General features: G+C 37.7%; 17 protein-coding genes. 13 read left to right on the top strand and 4 right to left on the bottom strand.

Features of this window, described 5'->3' with window-relative positions; all coding sequences use genetic code 11:
• Nucleotides 1-375: 375 nt before the first annotated feature.
• The 4 genes from PATL70BA_RS08235 to PATL70BA_RS08220 all read left to right on the top strand — a co-directional run bounded on the left by PATL70BA_RS08235 (nucleotide 376) and on the right by PATL70BA_RS08220 (nucleotide 4,498).
• Entirely contained in the window at nucleotides 376-1,359 is a 984-nt protein-coding gene (locus tag PATL70BA_RS08235; RefSeq protein WP_125136923.1) for a DUF4003 family protein, read from the top strand.
• Between the two features lie 61 nt (nucleotides 1,360-1,420).
• Nucleotides 1,421-2,014, top strand: coding sequence for an RNA polymerase sigma factor (locus PATL70BA_RS08230; protein WP_125136922.1), 594 nt, complete (start codon nucleotides 1,421-1,423; stop codon nucleotides 2,012-2,014).
• Nucleotides 2,011-3,141 (top strand): anti-sigma-I factor RsgI family protein, encoded by a 1,131-nt coding sequence (locus PATL70BA_RS16265; protein WP_172596172.1) that lies wholly within the window; start codon nucleotides 2,011-2,013, stop codon nucleotides 3,139-3,141. Before PATL70BA_RS08230 ends, PATL70BA_RS16265 begins: the two co-directional genes overlap by 4 nt.
• Nucleotides 3,142-3,271: 130 nt before the next feature.
• A complete protein-coding gene (locus tag PATL70BA_RS08220; protein ID WP_243115996.1) occupies nucleotides 3,272-4,498 on the top strand; it encodes a PepSY domain-containing protein in 1,227 nt (408 codons plus the stop codon).
• A 176-nt stretch (nucleotides 4,499-4,674) separates the two neighbouring features.
• Here PATL70BA_RS08220 and PATL70BA_RS08215 read toward each other — a convergent pair whose 3' ends face one another.
• Nucleotides 4,675-5,145 (bottom strand): C-GCAxxG-C-C family protein, encoded by a 471-nt coding sequence (locus PATL70BA_RS08215; protein ID WP_125136921.1) that lies wholly within the window; start codon nucleotides 5,143-5,145, stop codon nucleotides 4,675-4,677.
• A 183-nt stretch (nucleotides 5,146-5,328) separates the two neighbouring features.
• Between PATL70BA_RS08215 and PATL70BA_RS08210 the strand changes: the two genes are divergently transcribed.
• The 6 genes from PATL70BA_RS08210 to PATL70BA_RS08185 all read left to right on the top strand — a co-directional run bounded on the left by PATL70BA_RS08210 (nucleotide 5,329) and on the right by PATL70BA_RS08185 (nucleotide 12,317).
• The gene (locus tag PATL70BA_RS08210) at nucleotides 5,329-6,054 is read left to right on the top strand and encodes a cytochrome c biogenesis CcdA family protein (RefSeq protein WP_125136920.1); all 726 of its coding nucleotides are present in this window, start codon (nucleotides 5,329-5,331) and stop codon (nucleotides 6,052-6,054) included.
• A 34-nt stretch (nucleotides 6,055-6,088) separates the two neighbouring features.
• Complete coding sequence (locus tag PATL70BA_RS08205) at nucleotides 6,089-6,718, top strand: redoxin family protein (RefSeq protein ID WP_197715799.1); 630 nt, start codon at nucleotides 6,089-6,091, stop codon at nucleotides 6,716-6,718.
• A 14-nt stretch (nucleotides 6,719-6,732) separates the two neighbouring features.
• The gene (msrB, locus tag PATL70BA_RS08200; protein ID WP_243115995.1) at nucleotides 6,733-7,872 is read left to right on the top strand and encodes a peptide-methionine (R)-S-oxide reductase MsrB; all 1,140 of its coding nucleotides are present in this window, start codon (nucleotides 6,733-6,735) and stop codon (nucleotides 7,870-7,872) included.
• A 54-nt stretch (nucleotides 7,873-7,926) separates the two neighbouring features.
• Nucleotides 7,927-8,691 (top strand): response regulator transcription factor, encoded by a 765-nt coding sequence (locus tag PATL70BA_RS08195; protein ID WP_125136919.1) that lies wholly within the window; start codon nucleotides 7,927-7,929, stop codon nucleotides 8,689-8,691.
• A 1-nt stretch (nucleotide 8,692) separates the two neighbouring features.
• Nucleotides 8,693-10,453, top strand: a complete 1,761-nt coding sequence (locus PATL70BA_RS08190; protein ID WP_125136918.1) for a sensor histidine kinase — start codon at nucleotides 8,693-8,695, stop codon at nucleotides 10,451-10,453.
• Nucleotides 10,454-10,529: 76 nt separating this feature from the next.
• Nucleotides 10,530-12,317, top strand: a complete 1,788-nt coding sequence (locus tag PATL70BA_RS08185; RefSeq protein ID WP_125136917.1) for a diguanylate cyclase — start codon at nucleotides 10,530-10,532, stop codon at nucleotides 12,315-12,317.
• 14 nt (nucleotides 12,318-12,331) lie between these two features.
• On the opposite strand, the gene PATL70BA_RS08180 is transcribed toward PATL70BA_RS08185, so the two are convergent.
• Both PATL70BA_RS08180 and PATL70BA_RS08175 read right to left on the bottom strand, forming a co-directional pair.
• Nucleotides 12,332-13,570 (bottom strand): sensor histidine kinase, encoded by a 1,239-nt coding sequence (locus tag PATL70BA_RS08180; RefSeq protein ID WP_125136916.1) that lies wholly within the window; start codon nucleotides 13,568-13,570, stop codon nucleotides 12,332-12,334.
• Nucleotides 13,571-14,245 (bottom strand): response regulator transcription factor, encoded by a 675-nt coding sequence (locus PATL70BA_RS08175; RefSeq protein ID WP_125136915.1) that lies wholly within the window; start codon nucleotides 14,243-14,245, stop codon nucleotides 13,571-13,573. It lies immediately after the preceding gene.
• 156 nt (nucleotides 14,246-14,401) lie between these two features.
• Here PATL70BA_RS08175 and PATL70BA_RS08170 point away from each other — a divergent pair, with 156 nt between their 5' ends.
• The 3 genes from PATL70BA_RS08170 to PATL70BA_RS08160 are packed head-to-tail and all read left to right on the top strand — an operon-like array spanning nucleotide 14,402 to nucleotide 17,394.
• On the top strand, nucleotides 14,402-15,091 hold the full coding sequence (locus PATL70BA_RS08170) for a polyphosphate polymerase domain-containing protein (RefSeq protein WP_125136914.1): 690 nt from the start codon (nucleotides 14,402-14,404) through the stop codon (nucleotides 15,089-15,091).
• Nucleotides 15,088-15,756, top strand: a complete 669-nt coding sequence (locus tag PATL70BA_RS08165) for a DUF4956 domain-containing protein (protein WP_125136913.1) — start codon at nucleotides 15,088-15,090, stop codon at nucleotides 15,754-15,756. The genes PATL70BA_RS08170 and PATL70BA_RS08165 overlap by 4 nt, the downstream gene beginning before the upstream one ends.
• Before the next feature lie 15 nt (nucleotides 15,757-15,771).
• Nucleotides 15,772-17,394 (top strand): CotH kinase family protein, encoded by a 1,623-nt coding sequence (locus PATL70BA_RS08160; RefSeq protein ID WP_125136912.1) that lies wholly within the window; start codon nucleotides 15,772-15,774, stop codon nucleotides 17,392-17,394.
• Between the two features lie 6 nt (nucleotides 17,395-17,400).
• On the opposite strand, the gene PATL70BA_RS08155 is transcribed toward PATL70BA_RS08160, so the two are convergent.
• Complete coding sequence (locus PATL70BA_RS08155; protein WP_125136911.1) at nucleotides 17,401-18,084, bottom strand: response regulator transcription factor; 684 nt, start codon at nucleotides 18,082-18,084, stop codon at nucleotides 17,401-17,403.
• Nucleotides 18,085-18,214: the final 130 nt, after the last annotated feature.

Genomic DNA, 18,214 nt, shown 5'->3' with positions numbered 1-18,214 from the left:
TCCGTAGTATGTATGACTTCGGCCTCCAGTTGGTGCGTCCTGCACCAAAAGTCGGCGGACAGCTCCTGCTGTCTTGCTCCGTTCATACACACTACTTCCAGGAACTTCATAGTCGATTTTGGCGGTGCCGAGTAGGTGTGAACCTTAGTGTTTCATATGAATAACTTTTTTGAAAAATCAAATTTTATAGCAGCAAGTATTCGTTTTTGACCCTCGAGGGAAAGGTCAAAATGAATGCTTGCTGTTTTTGTGTTGAAATTAAAATACCATTAAATAAAGAGCAGGACCATGGCTATAATAATGCATATGGGGTAAAATGGTAGATGGATACAATAAATTAGAGTGAAGTATAGAGATTTGAAAAGGGAGATTAGAATGAAGCCATATTATCAAGAAAGTATAGACCGCTTAATGAACAATTTTCTTATATTAGAAAAACCTTTTATGTGGGAGCACAATTTACTGATTCATCTTGTGGCGCTTAGCTATACTATGAGTAAGAAGGATATTGATGTAGACCAGATTAAAGGGATGAAAAAACATATCAAGATGCGAACCGGTGCATTTTCACCTTATAGAGGTATGATGAACTTTACAGTGGCTGGTCTTTTGTGCGCTCAGTATGATAAGCCGGAAGATATATTTGATCAAATGTACAGAAGACAACCCTTGTTAAAAGAAGCAGGTTTTAAGCAAAGCAGTTATCTATGTACGGCTAGTTACGCACTTGAAAAAACCTTAACATCAAGGGATGAAGCTGTCCAAAGGATAGATAAAGCGATGGAAATATACAAAGATATGAAAGCCAATCACCCATTTTTAACCAGTGGCGATGATTATGCCTTGGCCATATTACTCTCAACTTCCAATCATCAAGTAGATGCGCTTGAATCCTATTACCGAGCATTAAGTGAAGTCGGTTTTACCAAAAGCAATGGGCTTCAGACGCTCTCACATATACTGGCTTTTTCTACCATGAACATGAGGGATATGGTCAATCGATGTAGCTATCTTTTTCAAATCATGAAAGAAAATAAGCTGAAGGTGACAACAGAATACTATCCCGCCATCGGTCTTGTCGCTTTACTGGATATGGATGAAAAAGTGTTGGGTGAAGATTTTGTAGAGGTTGCCACTTGGCTTAAAGGCTTAAAGAAATATAAATGGTTAGGTAAAGGAATGAATATATTATTGGCATCCGGTATTATTTCCGATCATTATATTCAATCCGCCAAAGAAAATGGACTCATCACCACAACCCTGAGTGTTTCAATTGAAACAATTATTGCGGCTCAGACAGCGGCTATGATTGCTACGATCACCGCAGCAAGTGCAGCTGCCACCAGCGCCTCAAGCTAAAAAATATTAATATGCAATAAAATAGACGCATTAGACGTTAATAGTATATAAGGAGAATGACATGCTACTGTTTACCTTTGTTGTAGACGATGAAGTTTCTAAGCCATCGACATATAAAAATCTAAATATTGACGAAGGACTCTTTATCCGTATTGGTGAATCTGATATGGTTGCTTTTGACGAACTGTATCAGATTACAGAAAGGACACTTTACACTTATGCCTTATCTCTAACAAAAAATCACGAGGAAGCTTTGGACTTAATTCAAGAGACTTATGTTAAGGTTCTGTCTGCGGCTCATTTATATAAACCCATGGGTAAACCTTTGGCTTGGCTTTTTACTATAACTAAGAACTTATACTTGAGTCAACTCAGAAAAGATAAGCGTATTATCTATATGGAAGATCAGCAGCTTAGTAATGATCATCGCTTTTCCTATATAACAGATCCGGAAGATAAAATGGTACTAGAAGTAGCCCTCAAACAATTGACCAGTGAAGAAAGCCAGATTGTTCTTTTACATGCAGTAACAGGCATGAAACACAAAGAGATAGCAAGCAACTTAGGGCTAGGGCTTTCTACAACGCTGTCCAAGTACCACAGGGCTATAAAAAAATTAAGAGCATATTTAGAAGAAAAGGAGGGTGCACTATGAATGAAAAGAAAATATTAAAACATTTGTCGCAGGGAATAGAACAGGCACCCATTCAGTTACTTGAGACCATAAAAGAAAAGCCAAGAGTCAAACAAGAAAAGCATGATGACATAACCAGACAAAAAAAATACATACCACCGATCAGATATATGACAGCCATAGCATCGGTTGTATTACTTGTTGTACTTTTTAATATTCAGCTTAGAGCCATTGATAGTACCGTTTATTTGGATATTAATCCAAGTATTCAGATAGAAACCAACAAGCAGAATAAGGTTATAGGCATAACAGCTCTAAATGCCGAGACCCATACATTTATTGGTGACTATGAATTCAAAGGAAGAACCTTGAATCAAGTGACCATAGACCTAGTGGACAAATTGATATTGACAAGCTACATCACAAAATCAGATGATATGTTGTTGGTCTCTGTATATAATGACAATAAAGAAAAGGCCAATCTTCAAAAGCAAGAGATTAAGGAGGTCATCATCAACCATCTGGCAGAGGACAGCATTCGTCCCATTGTGTTGGCTCAAGCGATTGACAGAAGTAATACTATTACTGACATGGCGAAGGCCTATGGTATATCAGAAGGAAAGATGACGTTTATTCGTAATCTGATGATACTATCTCCTGAACTAAGGGTGGATAATCTGGCTAGATTATCATTGGAACAACTTATAAGTATGGCAAAATATATGGAACTGGATTTAAGTACGGTTATTGAAGAACAAGAGCTTGAACGTGTTGATTTACCTTATACCATTATAGATGATGATATTGATGACAACGATGATGATATTGATGATGACGAAGATATCGATGATGATGACGACGAAGATATCGATGATGATGACGACGAAGATATCGATGATGATGACGACGAAGATATCGATGATGATGACGACGACGATATCGATGATGATGACGACGACGATATCGATGATGACGATGACGACGACGATATCGATGATGATGATGACGACGATATCGATGATGATGACGACGACGATATCGATGATGATGACGACGACGATATCGATGATGATGACGACGACGATATCGATGATGATGACGACGATGATATCGATGACGATGACGAAGATGATGACGATATAGATTAAATGAATTTTTTAAAATATGACTTTTTATGTGAAGTCATATTTTTTTTATTTATATGCAATAAATGAGGGTCCTAGCGCATTAACCTGTTATAGATGCAAAATAACAGAATTCAAAACAGGAGGTAATATTATGAAAGCAAAGTTAAATAAAACTTGGGTTGGTGTAACAACAGTTATTTTTACTATGGCAATCGGCTTAGGATTCTTTTTTAACGCTCCGGTAAACAGCTTTACGATGGATGTCAATCCTAGTATTGAGATTCTATCGAACCGGCTGGAAAAAGTTGTTGAAATCAAACCGCTTAATGAGGATGCAGAAGCATTACTACTTAATTATACGATGAAGGATAAAGACTTGGAAAAAGTCGTTGACGATCTTGTTGACCTAATGATTCTTACGGGCTATATATCAGGCGGTCAGGACAATAAGGTTACAATTACCGTTACGGACGAACAATCACAAAAAAAATATGTGGATAAAGTTAACCAGATGATATCGGTTTATTTAGAAAATAAACAGATAGAAGCCCTTGTTTTAACACGTACAGTAGCTTCAGCTTCAGCAGATGCTGTCATTAACAAAAGCGATCTGAATGATTCTAATAAAGCAATACTAGCTAAGACGGATGATCAAAAAACAAGTGTTGTAGAAAATGTTATAGTCGCAAATGTAGATGCTGTTACCGGCGCGACACAAAATAAAGAAGATAACAACAAAAGTTCTTCAGAACAAAACAAAGTAGATAGTGCCTCAGAAGCTGCGGAAAAAACAACCAAAGAAACGACAGTGTTATCAGATTCCAGACAAGTTATTGGTGTAGAAGCTGCCCAAAAAATAGCTCTAGGTCTAGTTAATGGCGAGATTAAAAAATTCGAATTTGATGACGACGATAATGACTTAAAATATGAGATAGAACTCATATTCGAAGGTCGAGAATATGAGATTGAGATAGATGCATATACAGGAAAAGTACTAGAATTTGAGAAAGATGATGATGACGATGATGATGAATATGATTCGAGTATATCCAGAGACGTCATCGGTGTAGAAGCGGCAAAGAAAATAGCTTTGGGTCTAGCAAATGGCGAAATTATCAAGTTTGAATTTGATGATGATGACGATGATGCAGAGTATGAGATTGAGATAAGATTCGAAGGTCGAGAATATGAGATTGAGATAGATGCTTATACAGGAAAAGTACTGGAATTTGATAAAGATGACGATAAAGATGACGATAATGACGACGATGATGACGACGACGATGATGACGATGATGATGATGACGATGATGACGATGATGACGACGATGATGATGACGACAACGATGACGACGATGATGATGACAACGATAATTAAGACTAGGGATACAATTATTGGTTAGTAAGAGGGTATACCGAATTATAATCTACAAGTTGTTATACATCTTGTCTTACATAACAAAAAGCCTATAAATAGAAAGACCAAAGGATAATCCTTTGGTCTTTCTATTTATACAGATTAGAACTTATTTATTAATGATGATTTGGAATATATCAGTTTTTACTTGATGATCTTAATTTACCGGATTCTCGAACTATAATTTTGGCGACTTCTTCAGCAACTTCACCTGTAAAAGAGATGCATTGATCCATATGCTTGCGGGAACCAAGTCGCATGCCTTTGGTTAAAACTCTACAGCATAAGGTTTTGTGTTTTTTTCTAAAAGTCTCATGTAATTCATTGGCCAATTTCATGGTCTTCACTACTTTTTTATCTTTAGCCTCAGTACGACCGAAAACCAGTCCTAAGGTCATGATGCCGCCTACTACAGCGCCACAACTACATCCAGAGTTCCCCATGCCAACAGGGAAGCCGGAAGCAGCAGCGATGATGTCATCGGATACTGAGAGCTGGAATTCATCTTTGATGGTCTTAACAATAGCCTCAGAGCAATAAAAATCACCATTTCTATAATAGTTTTCTGCTGTTGTACGGATTTTATCTAAATCTATTTGTGTATTCATATAGGTCTCCTTTGTTTTCTGTTATTTACTATATCATTATCGGAGTCATTAATCCAATAGTTTTAACGCCATAACCTAAAGTATTTATGAAGTAATCTAAGAAAGTGATGAACCAAATACATTGTATGATAATGATTATCATTATATAATAGACTTAAGCTACACGAGAAAAGAGGTGAAACCATGGCAACTGAATCTTTATTTATGAGTACGGTCTTTGTTGCAGGAATTCTATCATTTTTTGCACCTTGTATTTTACCAATATTACCGGTATATGTATCACGTCTTTCAGCTGATTTAGTTGGGGGAGAAAGCACAAGTAAACAATTTGGATCCTTGACCATCCATCCTATGTTGATTTTTAAGACATTTATATTTGTTGTCGGGATATCGACCAGCTTTATCCTGCTAGGGTTTGGTGCTGGGAGTCTGGGTTCACTCATCAGCTCCACATGGTTTATTAGAATCTGTGGTGCTATAGTCATATTACTTGGTATTCACCAAACAGGACTCATACACTTTAAAACACTTGAGCGGGAAAGTAAGCTAAGACTTAAAGCCAGTGACAATGCCGGTATCCTCGGTACCTATCTACTTGGCTTCACCTTTAGCTTTGGATGGACACCTTGTATTGGACCGGTGCTTGGTGCTGTGATGGCGCTTTCGGCAAGTAGAGGTCAAGCTGCATATGGTGGCTGGTTGATGTTCATATATGCCCTCGGCTTGATGATTCCATTCATGATATTAGCTTTATTTTCTGATTTACTTCTAGTCCCAATGAAGAAGTTAAATAAACACATGGGAAAAATAAAAATTGCCGGCGGCATCATCATTATTATCATGGGCATTATACTTATGACAGACCAGCTTAATTATATAACTGTATTTTATGAAACTAATATTCGATAAGAAGCGTTTGTAACACTAAGAAAGGAGCCGTAGTATGAAAAAGATATTAATGGTAATTGGTCTTATAACGATTATGTCTTTAGTCGCTGTAGGTTGTGGTAAGCCTCAGATGGAGTCTGAAACCACAATAGAAGAGGACATGATGGAAGAAGAAGAGGTAATGGAAGAAGAAGACATGATGGAAGAAGAGGACGTGATGGAAGAAGAAGATATGATGAGTGAAGAAGAGAGTATGAAAAATGAAGGTAATCAAGCACCTGCTTTTACCTTGATGGACACAAACGGCCAGACTTTATCTCTTGAAGCATTAAAAGGAGAAAAAGTGTATGTGAAGTTTTGGGCATCATGGTGTTCCATATGTCTTTCAGGTATGGATGAACTGGATGATCTAAGTGGAAGGTCTGAAGGATATAGGGTCATAACGATAGTATCACCGGGTTACAAAAACGAGAAAGAAACAGAGGCCTTCAAGCTCTGGTACGAAGGATTAGACACTGAGAATATGATCGTCTTACTCGACGAAGACGGTGTGTATGCTAGAGAATATGGCGTTCGCGCTTACCCAACCTCTGCATATATTGGTTCAGATGGTGTATTGGTCAAAGTACTACCCGGTCATGTGAATGAAGCAACCATTAATGAAAGTTTTAGCATGATACATTAGAAGGAGGCATTGAAATGATGATTACAAAAGCAATAGTATTGATTTTAACCGCATTGCTCATTTTTACAGCTTGTAGTGGATCAGACATAAATAAAATAAGTACAATGAAAAGTGCCGGTCAAGAGGGTATCATTGAAGGTACAGTATCTTCTAAACTGGTTCCGCCACCGGATAGTCCATTTCCCGCTAATCCTAACCTAGAAGTTGAATTTGATATGGATCAATTGGATGAGATATGGCTTGCCGGAGGTTGTTTCTGGGGCGTTGAAGCTTATATGGCACGTATATATGGGGTCTATGATGTTACGTCCGGTTATGCCAATGGAGACACAGAGAACCCAAGTTATGAAGATGTCCTAGACGGTTCTGGTCATGCAGAAACGGTACATGTTACTTACGACACCAGTAAAGTTACTCTAGAAGAGTTATTAGACGCCTTCTTTAGAGTAGTGGATCCTACATCCCTTAATAAACAAGGTAATGATATTGGTGAATCTTATAGGAGTGGTATTTACTACACCAAAGAAGAAGATCTAGATGTTATTGCTGCGGTGATTGAGAGGGAACAGGAACGTTATACAGAACCAATCGTGACGGAAGTATTACCTCTAAAAGGTTATTACTTGGCAGAGACCTATCACCAGGACTATTTGGAAAAGAATCCGGATGGTTATTGTCACATTGATTTTGATGAATTGGAGATGAAAACTATGAACTATGAAAAACCAACCGAAGAGGAGATAGAAGCCATGCTTACACCCTTACAATACAAAGTAACACAAGAAAACGGAACAGAGCCTGCATTTGACAATACTTACTGGGACAATCATGATGCCGGAATTTATGTCGACATCGTTACAGGTGAGCCCCTATTCTCATCAGCAGCAAAATACGAATCCGGTACCGGATGGCCCAGCTTTTTTGTACCTATTTCAGAGAATGCCGTTGTTTTTAAAGAGGACAATACCTTGTTCACCAAAAGAGTTGATGTAAGAAGTACCATTGGTGATAGTCATCTCGGACATGTTTTTCCGGATGGTCCTGCAGATAAAGGTGGATTAAGATACTGCTTAAATAGTGCGGCACTTCGGTTTGTGCCCTATGAAAAAATGGAAGAAGAAGGTTACGCCGACTATATGAATATGGTAAAATAAATCATAGATATGAAAACTTGAGGATTAGCATCTAAAAGTGGATTGGGTGAGCGTATGAAGTTGTTGATTGTGGATGATGAACCCATTATCAGAATGGGTATCAAAAAATTAGTCGATCTTAAGGCCGTGGGTATTACAGATATGTTAGAGGCAGCCAATGGTGAAACCGGCCTTGAGATTTTTATTAGAGAGCAACCGGATATTGTTCTAGCGGATATCAATATGCCTAGAATGAATGGTCTTGAGTTTGCAGAACGTATTAAGCTTATAAAGCCAAGCGTGAAGATAGCTATTATTACCGGGTATGATTATTTTGACTATGCAAGACAAGGCATCAAAGTAGGTGTCGATGATTATATTCTAAAACCTGTATCCAAAAAAGATATAGCCCAACTCCTTGAAAAGTTGGTTGAACGGGTCAAAAGCAGTCAGAAAAATGAGGCTGTAGAAGGTCTTGTCCTTCGGTTAGAAAAAGACAATGAGATCAATGATGAAACAGGTTATAAAGAGCAGATCTTGGAATTACTGGAAAGGCATATGAACAAAGCAGATTTTTCACTAAGCTTCCTTGCAGATGAACTGGGTCTAAGTATGGGTTATCTAAGTGGGCTTTTTAAGAAAATCTTCGGAATAACTTTTAAAGAATATGTCTTAACCAAAAGATTGGATCAAGCTAAGCTCTTATTACTGAGTAGCCAGATGAAAAACTATGAAATCAGTGAGGCCGTAGGTTTAACGGATCCCAATTATTTTAGTGCAGCATTTAAGAAAAGATTTGGTTATAGCCCCAATCAGTACAGAGAGAAAGTAGGGGATTAGCATGTTCAAGCAACAGTTTTTCAAGAGACTTCAAGTACAAATTGCTTTTTTCTATTTTATTGCCAGTCTGGTAACGGTTGTTCTGATTGGCTTTATTTTGTATTACAGTATTTCCGGCATTGTACTTAGCGAGACATTAAACAGTACAAGAATGGCTGTAGACAAAAGCGGTAGTGCCATAGAAGCCTATATCGATAAAATGAAGGATCTGACTAAGATTATAGCAGAGAATCCTTCAACCATAAGATATCTGTCTGTTCAAAAACCTTTACCCAACGAGGCACAGGACATTAACCGTCTGATAGACACAGTTAGAGAAGGTGACCAATCCATTCTATCGATCATCGTTGTCGGTAAAGAGGGCCAGCTCATCTCCAACGAATCTAGCCTAGACATGAGTATGTCAGATGATATGATGAAAGAACCTTGGTACCTATCTGCAATAGATTCAGGGACTATGCCTACCCTAACATCTGCTAGAATGCAAGGATTTAACATGGACAAGATGCACTGGGTCATTTCATTAAGTAGAGAAATCAAAGATCGTAATGGAGAAAATTTAGGTGTTTTAGTCATTGATTTTAAATACAGCGTTATTGAGGATTATTTGAAAGATATTAATCTAGGCATGGAGGGTTATGCCTTTATTTTGAATAGTCAAAATGAAGTGGTCTATCATGAAGACACCAGGTATTTTGAAGATGAAGACAAAAGAAATAATTTAATAGAGATAAGTGCTATGACTCAAGGCTATGACCCGGGGATGAATCGGCTCATATATCAATATAGCTTGAGAGATTCTGACTGGACCCTTGTAGGATTAGCATCTTTAGATGGTTTATCAGCGATAAGGCAGCAGCTGATTGAAACCATTTTTTTAGTGGGCTTGGTAGGTTTAGGTATATTGGTGATTAGCGCTACCTTCATTGCCGGTCGTATAACGAACCCAATCAATAAACTTGAAGAAGCCATGAATGATATTGAGGGCGGTTTAAAAGCGATAACGATTGATGAACAGGGTTGTTATGAAGCTCAGAGCTTAGCAAGCCATTATAATGACATGATTGTAAAAATCAAAGCTTTAATGACCGACATCGCCCAACAAGAAAAATCCATAAGATCTTATGAGCTCAATGTCCTCCATAGTCAGATTAATCCTCATTTTTTATATAATACCTTGGATACCATTGTTTGGATGGGTGAATTTGGAGATGGGGATAAAGTGGTGGAGATTACCAAAGCTTTGGCAAGGTTTTTTAGATTATCCCTAAGTGGTGGTAGTGAAACAACGACCATAGCAGGTGAAGTCGATCATGTACGACAATACCTTTTTATTCAGAAGGAACGCTATGGTAATCAGTTAAGTTATACGATATACGAAGAAGAAGGGCTTTCAGAGATTGTCATTCCCAAGATTATTCTGCAGCCCATTGTTGAGAATGCCATTTATCACGGTATAAGAAAACAAGACACATCGGGTCATATTGACATACGTGTTTTTAGACAAGGAGAAGATATCTTACTTGAAGTCCAGGATAATGGTTGTGGTTTTGACATGCAGAATCCCAAGATAACTACCAAACCGCAGGAGGTAAGACTCGGTGGTGTAGGTATACAAAACGTAGATCAGAGGGTAAAGCTTTATTATGGTCAAGATTATGGTTTAACTTTATCATCACATGTTGGCCAAGGTACACTTGTCCGTATCCGCATTCGTCCTACTTTAGGAGAAGATAATATAATAGACAGGAATAGTGTGTAGGCGTATACTTATGGTTAACCAACTTTTTCACCCAACAATAAGGTACTAACATTTGACGTAAAGAGGGAGACGACTTATGAAATTACCATTTTCAAACAGGAAACAATCTATAAGAGGAGATTTGCTTCGACCGTTTATAATCAGTTTTTTATGCACCATGGTTTTGATGGCGGGTATACTGATTACTCAAAGTCAAAAAATGGTGAATCAAGTCTTAAATGAACTTCAAGGCGAGATGTTGATTATGTTAGATAGAGAACTTAACACGCGCCTAGGTGAAGCAACGCAACTTTCGCGTATATCTCATGATGCCATGAAAAATAATTTACTCAATACCCAAGATCCCCAAAACCGAGAACGTTTCTTTTCGATGATGGTGAAGCATTATCCCAATGTTACCATGTCTTACGTTGGACTGCCAAGTGGTGAATTTTACGGTGCAAGACGTAATATTGATGGCACCATAGATATTGGTCGTAATAATGCATCCACCTCCGGCCATTCTGAATACTATCGTATTGATGCCTATGGTAGTGCTGACAGCTTGACTCAGGTATTTGAGAATTTTGACCCTAGAATTAGACCTTGGTACACAAGTGCAGAGTCATCTGAGGGTGTTGTTTTTAGCTCAATCTACAGCCATTTTTTGTTTAAGGAGCCAACGATTACAGCAAGTCTTCCATATTATGAAAAAGATGAACTGGTTGGCGTTTTTGGCGTTGATGTATTGCTAACATGGCTAGGTGAATCTCTTAGAGAATTACCTATTGGAAATAACGGTCTGGTATTTATCGTAGATCAGGACGAACAACTTGTGGCAACAACCACAGATGATGAGATTTTTAAATTAGTCGACGACAAGTCTGTCAATGTATCCATTCATGATGTGGATAATTCGGTAATCAGGACTATCTTATCAGCAGATCAATCTTTTGAAGAAGACTTAAGCATTCATAGTAAATCCTATATGGTGACCAAAATGTCCTATACATATGAGAACTTAGATTGGAATATCTATATCGCTTTGATGAAAGATGATTTTTTAGAAGATCTAAGAACAACTTTAGCTTGGACCCTTCTTTTAGTAGCTTTCATCACAGCATTGTTTATTGCAGGGACAGTGGTTAGTGTCAAACGTATTGTAATGCCTATTATCAAACTTAATGATGCAACTAAGAAACTTGAGCAAGGCATTTATGTTAAGTTGGATATGGATCATCATAAAAATGAGATTTATGAATTAAAGAATAGCTTCAATAGCATGGGACAAAAAATTATACATCATGTAGAAATCCTCGAAGAAGAAGTGGCAACGCGAACAAAGGAGCTTGAAGAGAAGAATCAAATTCTAAAAGACTTATCCTACACGGATCAACTATTACATATCGGCAATCGTAGAAAGTTTGACGAGAGTGGCAGCTTCATGTTTGAGTTGGCCAACCGTAGCGCATTGTCATTTACCATTATAATGCTTGATATAGATGATTTTAAGATTTTTAATGATACTTATGGTCATGTTGAAGGTGACAATTGTCTGATTCAGATTGCAAAGTCTATGCAAAATTCTTTAAATAGAAAAACAGACCTACTCGCTCGTTATGGTGGAGAAGAGTTTGTTGTGGCAATAACCCACTTAACAAAAGAACAAGTGCTAGATAGAGCCGAGCGTATAAGAGCTTCCATTGAAAATCTAAAAATAGAAAACATCAAAACAAAAACAGGTTACGTTACGGTCAGCATTGGTATAGCCCATGCAGTTGCGTATGAGGATTTGACCCTTGAAAATATGGTTAGAGAGGCAGATCAGGCTATGTATGCTGCAAAAGTAGCCGGTAAAAATCGCTGCGTGATTAAGGAACTCTAGACTCATTAAGTGCTTTAAAGTGTGTTAAGTTTTATCATAAAAGTAGTACTCTCATTAGGGATACTTGATACTGAAATCTTACCACGATGTTGTTCGATTATGGATTTTGCGATAGCAAGACCAAGACCGTACCCCCCACTTGACCGTGTCCTAGAGGCATCTACGCGGTAAAAACGGTCAAAAATTCTGTTAATATGCTCTTTAGGTATACCCTCACCGGTATTGGTGATGGTGAAAATAGCATGTTGACTATGCCTTTGTAAGTTTAAATGAATGCTACCTTTTTCAGAAGTATATTTGATGGCGTTATCCAGTAAAATCATAATCACTTGATAGATTTGTTGGTGATTACCATTTATTTTCATTGAGGGCTCAAGCTGATGATTCAGTTTGAGTCCTTTTTCGTACAATATTGCTTCCATCGATAAAAGTGCGTTTTCAATAGTGTAACTTAGGTCAAAAACACTGTAGATGAGATCCGGATTGACTTGGTCCATCTGAGTCAGAAACAGCAAGTCATGAACCAGATGATCCATCCGATCCGTCTCGAATTGTATATTCTTAAGCCATTTCGAATAATCGGCAATACTTGATGCATGGTTGGCAAGGAGTACGTCAACATTAGTATTTATAACTGCAAGTGGTGTCTTAAGTTCATGGGATGCATCGCCGACAAACTGTTTTTGTTTTTCATAAGCCTCTTTTACAGGACGTATGGATCTGTCTGTTAAAAAGCGGCTAATGAGGAAAATAAAAAGTAGCATAATGGCCATTGCAACTAAAAAAGTATAGATTAATCTTGTAAGCATGGCGTATTGACTGGTGACATCTAAAAAGACCAAGTGATAACCCATGTTATTGGACTTCACCAAATAAGACCATTTGCTACCATCAAATTCGATGACTTTAGAAGGACGCTCTTTTAAGAAAGCTTCTATAGCAGTATCATAGAAATTTTCTTCTGCTTCAAAAAAACTGGTAGCACGAAGTAATTGCCATTGATCATTAACAAAAAGAACAAAAGAAAGGGATCGATTCGGTTCTAAGATTGAGGGATTGGGTCTATTAGGTTGGGAAGATGAACGGCTATTGCCAAATTCTTGAAAATCAGCAATGCGATGTAATTCCATATCAATACGACTGTTTATATCGTTATAAGTGAAGATAAAAATCGCCGAAAAGCCACTGATTATTAATATGGTAATGATGAGAAGATTCATTAAAATCAGTCGGGTTCTTAGTTTTTCAAACATTCAATGCACCTCCAAAGTATAACCAACACCCCGTAAAGTGTGGATGGATACAGTTGAACCGATAAAGTTCAGTTTTTTTCTTAGGAAAGAAATATAGACTTCAACATGATTGTGCTCAGCTTCTGTATCAAAACCCCAAAGTTTTTCAAGAATGCTTTCTTTAGAAGTTACCATACCTTTCCTAAGGATAAGAAGCTCAAGTAATTCATACTCTCTTAAGGTCATTTTGATTTCAAGGTGGTCCTTGGTTAGTTTTAGCGTGCTTGGATTTAACTTGAGATCTCCATAAGATAGACCATCATCTATTGGAACATCACCCTTTCTACGAGAAAGGACACGTATTCTAGCAAGAAGCTCTTCAGAAGCAAAAGGTTTGACAAGATAATCATCAGCACCGCTATCAAGGCCTTCAACCCGTTGTGAAATCTCACCTCGAGCTGTTAGAAGGAGTACAGGCGTGTGAATGCTTTCTTTTCTTAGATGCTTAAGAAGGGTTAATCCGTCCATTTTTGGTAACATGATATCCAGCAAGATGACATCATAAATATTGCTCAAGCTATAGTCAAGGCCGGCTTCGCCGTCATGGACCATGTCAACGGAATAATTATTTTTCTTGAGAATCTGCAACAGTGCCTCAGCAAGAGGTACTTCGTCTTCAATAATTAGAATGCGCATGTTAAGGCTCCTCTCCTTTCACATAATTATTCAATAAGTATATCATATTTTAGAATACAAACCTTGAATCAACCTTAAAAGCTAGAATATTTAAGTTAAGGTTTGGTTAAGGTTTTTGTTTTAGAATGGGTTCATAACGAAGAAAGGAGCGGTAATATGCATAATCGAAAATACCGTCATGAATTGAAGCATTCTATTAATACGTTTGATGTCATTGGTTTGATTTCAAGACTCAGTCATGTTGCAAAAGCAGATAGTCATGGAGGAACAGATGGCACCTATCAAGTCAGGAGCCTTTACTTTGATAACCTTTACGATAAGGCGTTGATGGAAAAGGTGAATGGTGTACCTTCAAGGGAAAAATTTAGAATACGCTATTATGGTGAGGACTTGTCTTATATTAAACTTGAAAAAAAGAGCAAATATAGAGGACTTTGCCACAAAACATCTGCACCCTTAACAGGGGATCAGTGCAGGTATTTACTAGAAGGGAAAATAGATTTTTTAAAGGAAAGTTCTATGGATTTGCATAAAGAGCTATACGCAAAGATGCGTAGTCAGCAACTGAGCCCAAAAAGCATTGTGGATTATACCAGAAGAGCTTTTATATATTCAGCAGGTAATGTTCGCATCACCATAGACTCTAACATAAGAGGGAGCGACCAGATCCAGCAATTTCTAAATCCGACGTTTATCGGAAAAGCCATCATCCAGGACATCATTCTTGAGGTCAAATATGATCATTTTTTACCACAAGTTATGGCAACAGCAACACAGATTCCTAACAGACAAACAGTGGCTTTTTCAAAATACGCCATTTGCAGAATTAAAGGAGAATATATATGACATTTCAGGATATTTTTAAAAGCAGTTTTTTAGAAAAAGCAGCAACCTTTTCACTCACGGATATAGCCCTTGCTATGGTTGTATCTCTATGTTTAGGTCTAATGATTTTTTATGTTTATAAGATGACCTTTACAGGTGTTATGTACTCAGCATCTTTTGGGGTATCTCTTATTGCGATGACCTTAATTACCACCCTTATCATTTTAGCGGTGACATCAAATATTATTTTATCCCTTGGTATGGTGGGTGCTCTGTCCATAGTACGCTTTAGAACAGCTGTCAAAGAATCACTGGATATTGCTTTTTTATTCTGGTCCATTTCAATTGGTATTGTAACAGGAGCCGGTCTTATACCCCTTGGTATTATTGGTTCCATATTTATCAGTATCGTGCTTTTGATTTTTGTAAATCGAAAAAGCACAGATACACCTTATCTAATCGTGGTCAATTGTTTGGAAGATATGGCAGAGACAGAAGTCTTGTCTCTTATCAAATCTAAAACCAAGAAACATTTGATGAAAGCAAAAACAGTGTCTAGAAATGGTATTGAGTTAACAGTAGAAGTACGATTGTTGGATATGAATGCCAGTCTCGTCAATGAACTCTTGTTAATTAACAACGTAGAAAACGCTATATTGGTGAGTTACAACGGTGAATATTTATAGAGGGGAGGCATTTTTGTGATAAAAAGTAAATACATACACTGGATTGTCATGATGGCTACAGTGATGGCTCTTGGAATAAGCACATTACTGATTGGTTACGCTTTTGATACTACAAGTAGCGAAAGTGTGACTATGGATTATGCAGATTTTGTTTTTAACGGTGACGTCATCAGTCTAGATATCATTGCTGACCCAACGGCTTGGTCGACGATGCTTGAGAATGCGACGGCAGAAACCTATATCATGGTCGATGTGGTGATTAACGGAAAAGAAATAAAAAATGTAGGCATACGCCCAAAAGGCAACTCAAGTCTATCACAAGTCGCTAGAGATGATACCTCTGACAGATTCAGTTTTAGGCTTAAATTTGATCAGTATATTAAAGGTCAAACATTTATGGGCCTTGATACCATGGTCATGAATAATATGATTGGTGATAACAGCTATATGAAGGAATATTTATCTTATGACATCATGGCCTATATGGAAGTGGATACGCCCTTGTACGGGTTTACAGACGTTTCCGTCAATGGCGAAACATGGGGTTTTTATCTTGCTGTAGAATTATATGATGATAGTTATCAAAGCCGTGTTTATGGGAATACCAGTGGCAATCTATATAATGTCAAATCCATGGACATAGGCAGTAATCACATGGATGCCAATCAAGCCCAAAGACCTCAAGGTAATACATCTTCAAGTGGTTCTGCTGTTGTTATGAATCCGGGTATGCAGGATGCACGAACTCGAGAAGGGGTCGTTTCAGATGAATTTATACCGAAGAGGGGTGAAGGCGTTGAAGGAAGAGAAGGTATAGTAGGAAGAGGCATGGGTATGGGTAATAATGGGAATACCGGTGGTGACCTTAAGTACACAGATGATTTAATGACCAGCTATGCTGCAATATTTGAAAATGGCGTGGGAAAAATTGGAGAAAGTGATCAGAAAAAGGTCATAGAGGCATTGAAGCATTTGCAAGAGGGCGAGGAACTGGAAAAATACTGGGATGTAGATGTCATACTAAGATATATGGCGGCCCATACAGTAGTAGTGAATCTAGATAGTTATAGTTCTAATATGGCACAAAACTATTACATTTACGAAAATGATGGGAAGCTTACTATTTTACCCTGGGACTATAATTTGGCTTTTGGTGGGTTCTCATCCAACAGTATGACAGAGGTTGTTAATTTTCCTATCGACACGCCTGTAAGTGGTGTCACCATGGAAGAACGTCCTCTTTTTAATATCTTATTAAGTCAGGAGACTTATAAAGCAACGTATCATGAATATTTGGAAACAATTGTTTCAGATTATTTAAAGCAGGGTCAATGGGCAAAAAAGATTGAAACACTTGATCAACTAATTGGTGTGTATGTGGAAAAGGACCCGTCTGCTTTTTGTACCTACGAAGAATATAAGCAGGCAATAGATACACTAACGAATCTAGGGACACTTCGAAGTGAGAGTATCCTTGGACAGCTTGAAGGCGCTATTCCATCAACAAATACAACTCAAGAAACGGCAAAAGAGAAACTGATTCAAGCAGATCATTTGTCTATTGAAGATCTGGGTAGCATGGGTGGTGGTGGCAATTCGGGGAAAATGGCGATATTTGACCAAGCGAAGACAGATTGATGTGATTTACTCTATTTTATAACCATAGCCCCAAACCGTAATAATATCCACTTCACTGGAAGCGGTAGAGAGTTTTTTTCGAAGACGCTTGATAACATCATCGACCAGGCGGCTCTCGCCATCATGCTCATAGCCCCAGACCTTTTCCAGAATATGGTTTCGGCTAAAAGCCATAAGAGGGTTTTCCATGAACAGACAAAGAATATCAAACTCTTTAACCGTCAGATTAAGGTCGGTATCATTAACCTTGACATAACGATTGGTTACAGACAAGGTTGTGTTCTTAATGATATAGAGTTCTGGGCTGTTATGCCCATCAGTAGGGTTATTATCCAGTCTCCTGAAGATATTTTTAATTCTGGCCAATAACTCTCTAGGGCTGAAGGGTTTTGGTAAATAGTCATCACCGCCGACTTCAAGTCCGATGATGCGATCAATTTCTTCACCTCTTGCAGATAGGAAGATAATTGGAATATCATAAGACTTTCGAATTTTTTTACACAGTTCGATACCATCAATGCCGGGCATCATAATATCTAAGATAATTAAGTCAGGAGACAGTCGGTCTATTTCAGATAGAACATGGGTAGGATCAGAAAAATCCGTCACCTTATAGTCCTCTTTTTCAAGATATTTTTTTATAAGAAGACGAATTTCTTTGTCGTCATCAACGGTAAATATATGTTTCATAATCGAACCTCCTCGTAGCGTATATTTATATCAGAATATTCATCAACACCGTATTTATTATAGATACAGATCACTACAATATCACTACAACTATAATAACCCTTTTTACAGTCAGTCACAACAAATCATA

The organism is Petrocella atlantisensis, assembly GCF_900538275.1.
Lineage (GTDB): Bacteria > Bacillota > Clostridia > Lachnospirales > Vallitaleaceae > Petrocella > Petrocella atlantisensis.
This window is presented reverse-complemented; position numbering and strand designations above follow the sequence as displayed.

Excerpts from the sequence above, each read along its gene's own strand:
- PATL70BA_RS08235 (WP_125136923.1), top strand. The coding sequence starts at position 376 with ATGAAGCCATATTATCAAGAAAGTATAGACCGCTTAATGAACAATTTT.
- PATL70BA_RS08230 (WP_125136922.1), top strand. The coding sequence starts at position 1,421 with ATGCTACTGTTTACCTTTGTTGTAGACGATGAAGTTTCTAAGCCATCG.
- PATL70BA_RS16265 (WP_172596172.1), top strand. The coding sequence starts at position 2,011 with ATGAATGAAAAGAAAATATTAAAACATTTGTCGCAGGGAATAGAACAG.
- PATL70BA_RS08220 (WP_243115996.1), top strand. The coding sequence starts at position 3,272 with ATGAAAGCAAAGTTAAATAAAACTTGGGTTGGTGTAACAACAGTTATT.
- PATL70BA_RS08215 (WP_125136921.1), bottom strand. The coding sequence starts at position 5,145 with ATGAATACACAAATAGATTTAGATAAAATCCGTACAACAGCAGAAAAC.
- PATL70BA_RS08210 (WP_125136920.1), top strand. The coding sequence starts at position 5,329 with ATGGCAACTGAATCTTTATTTATGAGTACGGTCTTTGTTGCAGGAATT.
- PATL70BA_RS08205 (WP_197715799.1), top strand. The coding sequence starts at position 6,089 with ATGAAAAAGATATTAATGGTAATTGGTCTTATAACGATTATGTCTTTA.
- msrB (WP_243115995.1), top strand. The coding sequence starts at position 6,733 with ATGATGATTACAAAAGCAATAGTATTGATTTTAACCGCATTGCTCATT.
- PATL70BA_RS08195 (WP_125136919.1), top strand. The coding sequence starts at position 7,927 with ATGAAGTTGTTGATTGTGGATGATGAACCCATTATCAGAATGGGTATC.
- PATL70BA_RS08190 (WP_125136918.1), top strand. The coding sequence starts at position 8,693 with ATGTTCAAGCAACAGTTTTTCAAGAGACTTCAAGTACAAATTGCTTTT.
- PATL70BA_RS08185 (WP_125136917.1), top strand. The coding sequence starts at position 10,530 with ATGAAATTACCATTTTCAAACAGGAAACAATCTATAAGAGGAGATTTG.
- PATL70BA_RS08180 (WP_125136916.1), bottom strand. The coding sequence starts at position 13,570 with ATGTTTGAAAAACTAAGAACCCGACTGATTTTAATGAATCTTCTCATC.
- PATL70BA_RS08175 (WP_125136915.1), bottom strand. The coding sequence starts at position 14,245 with ATGCGCATTCTAATTATTGAAGACGAAGTACCTCTTGCTGAGGCACTG.
- PATL70BA_RS08170 (WP_125136914.1), top strand. The coding sequence starts at position 14,402 with ATGCATAATCGAAAATACCGTCATGAATTGAAGCATTCTATTAATACG.
- PATL70BA_RS08165 (WP_125136913.1), top strand. The coding sequence starts at position 15,088 with ATGACATTTCAGGATATTTTTAAAAGCAGTTTTTTAGAAAAAGCAGCA.
- PATL70BA_RS08155 (WP_125136911.1), bottom strand. The coding sequence starts at position 18,084 with ATGAAACATATATTTACCGTTGATGACGACAAAGAAATTCGTCTTCTT.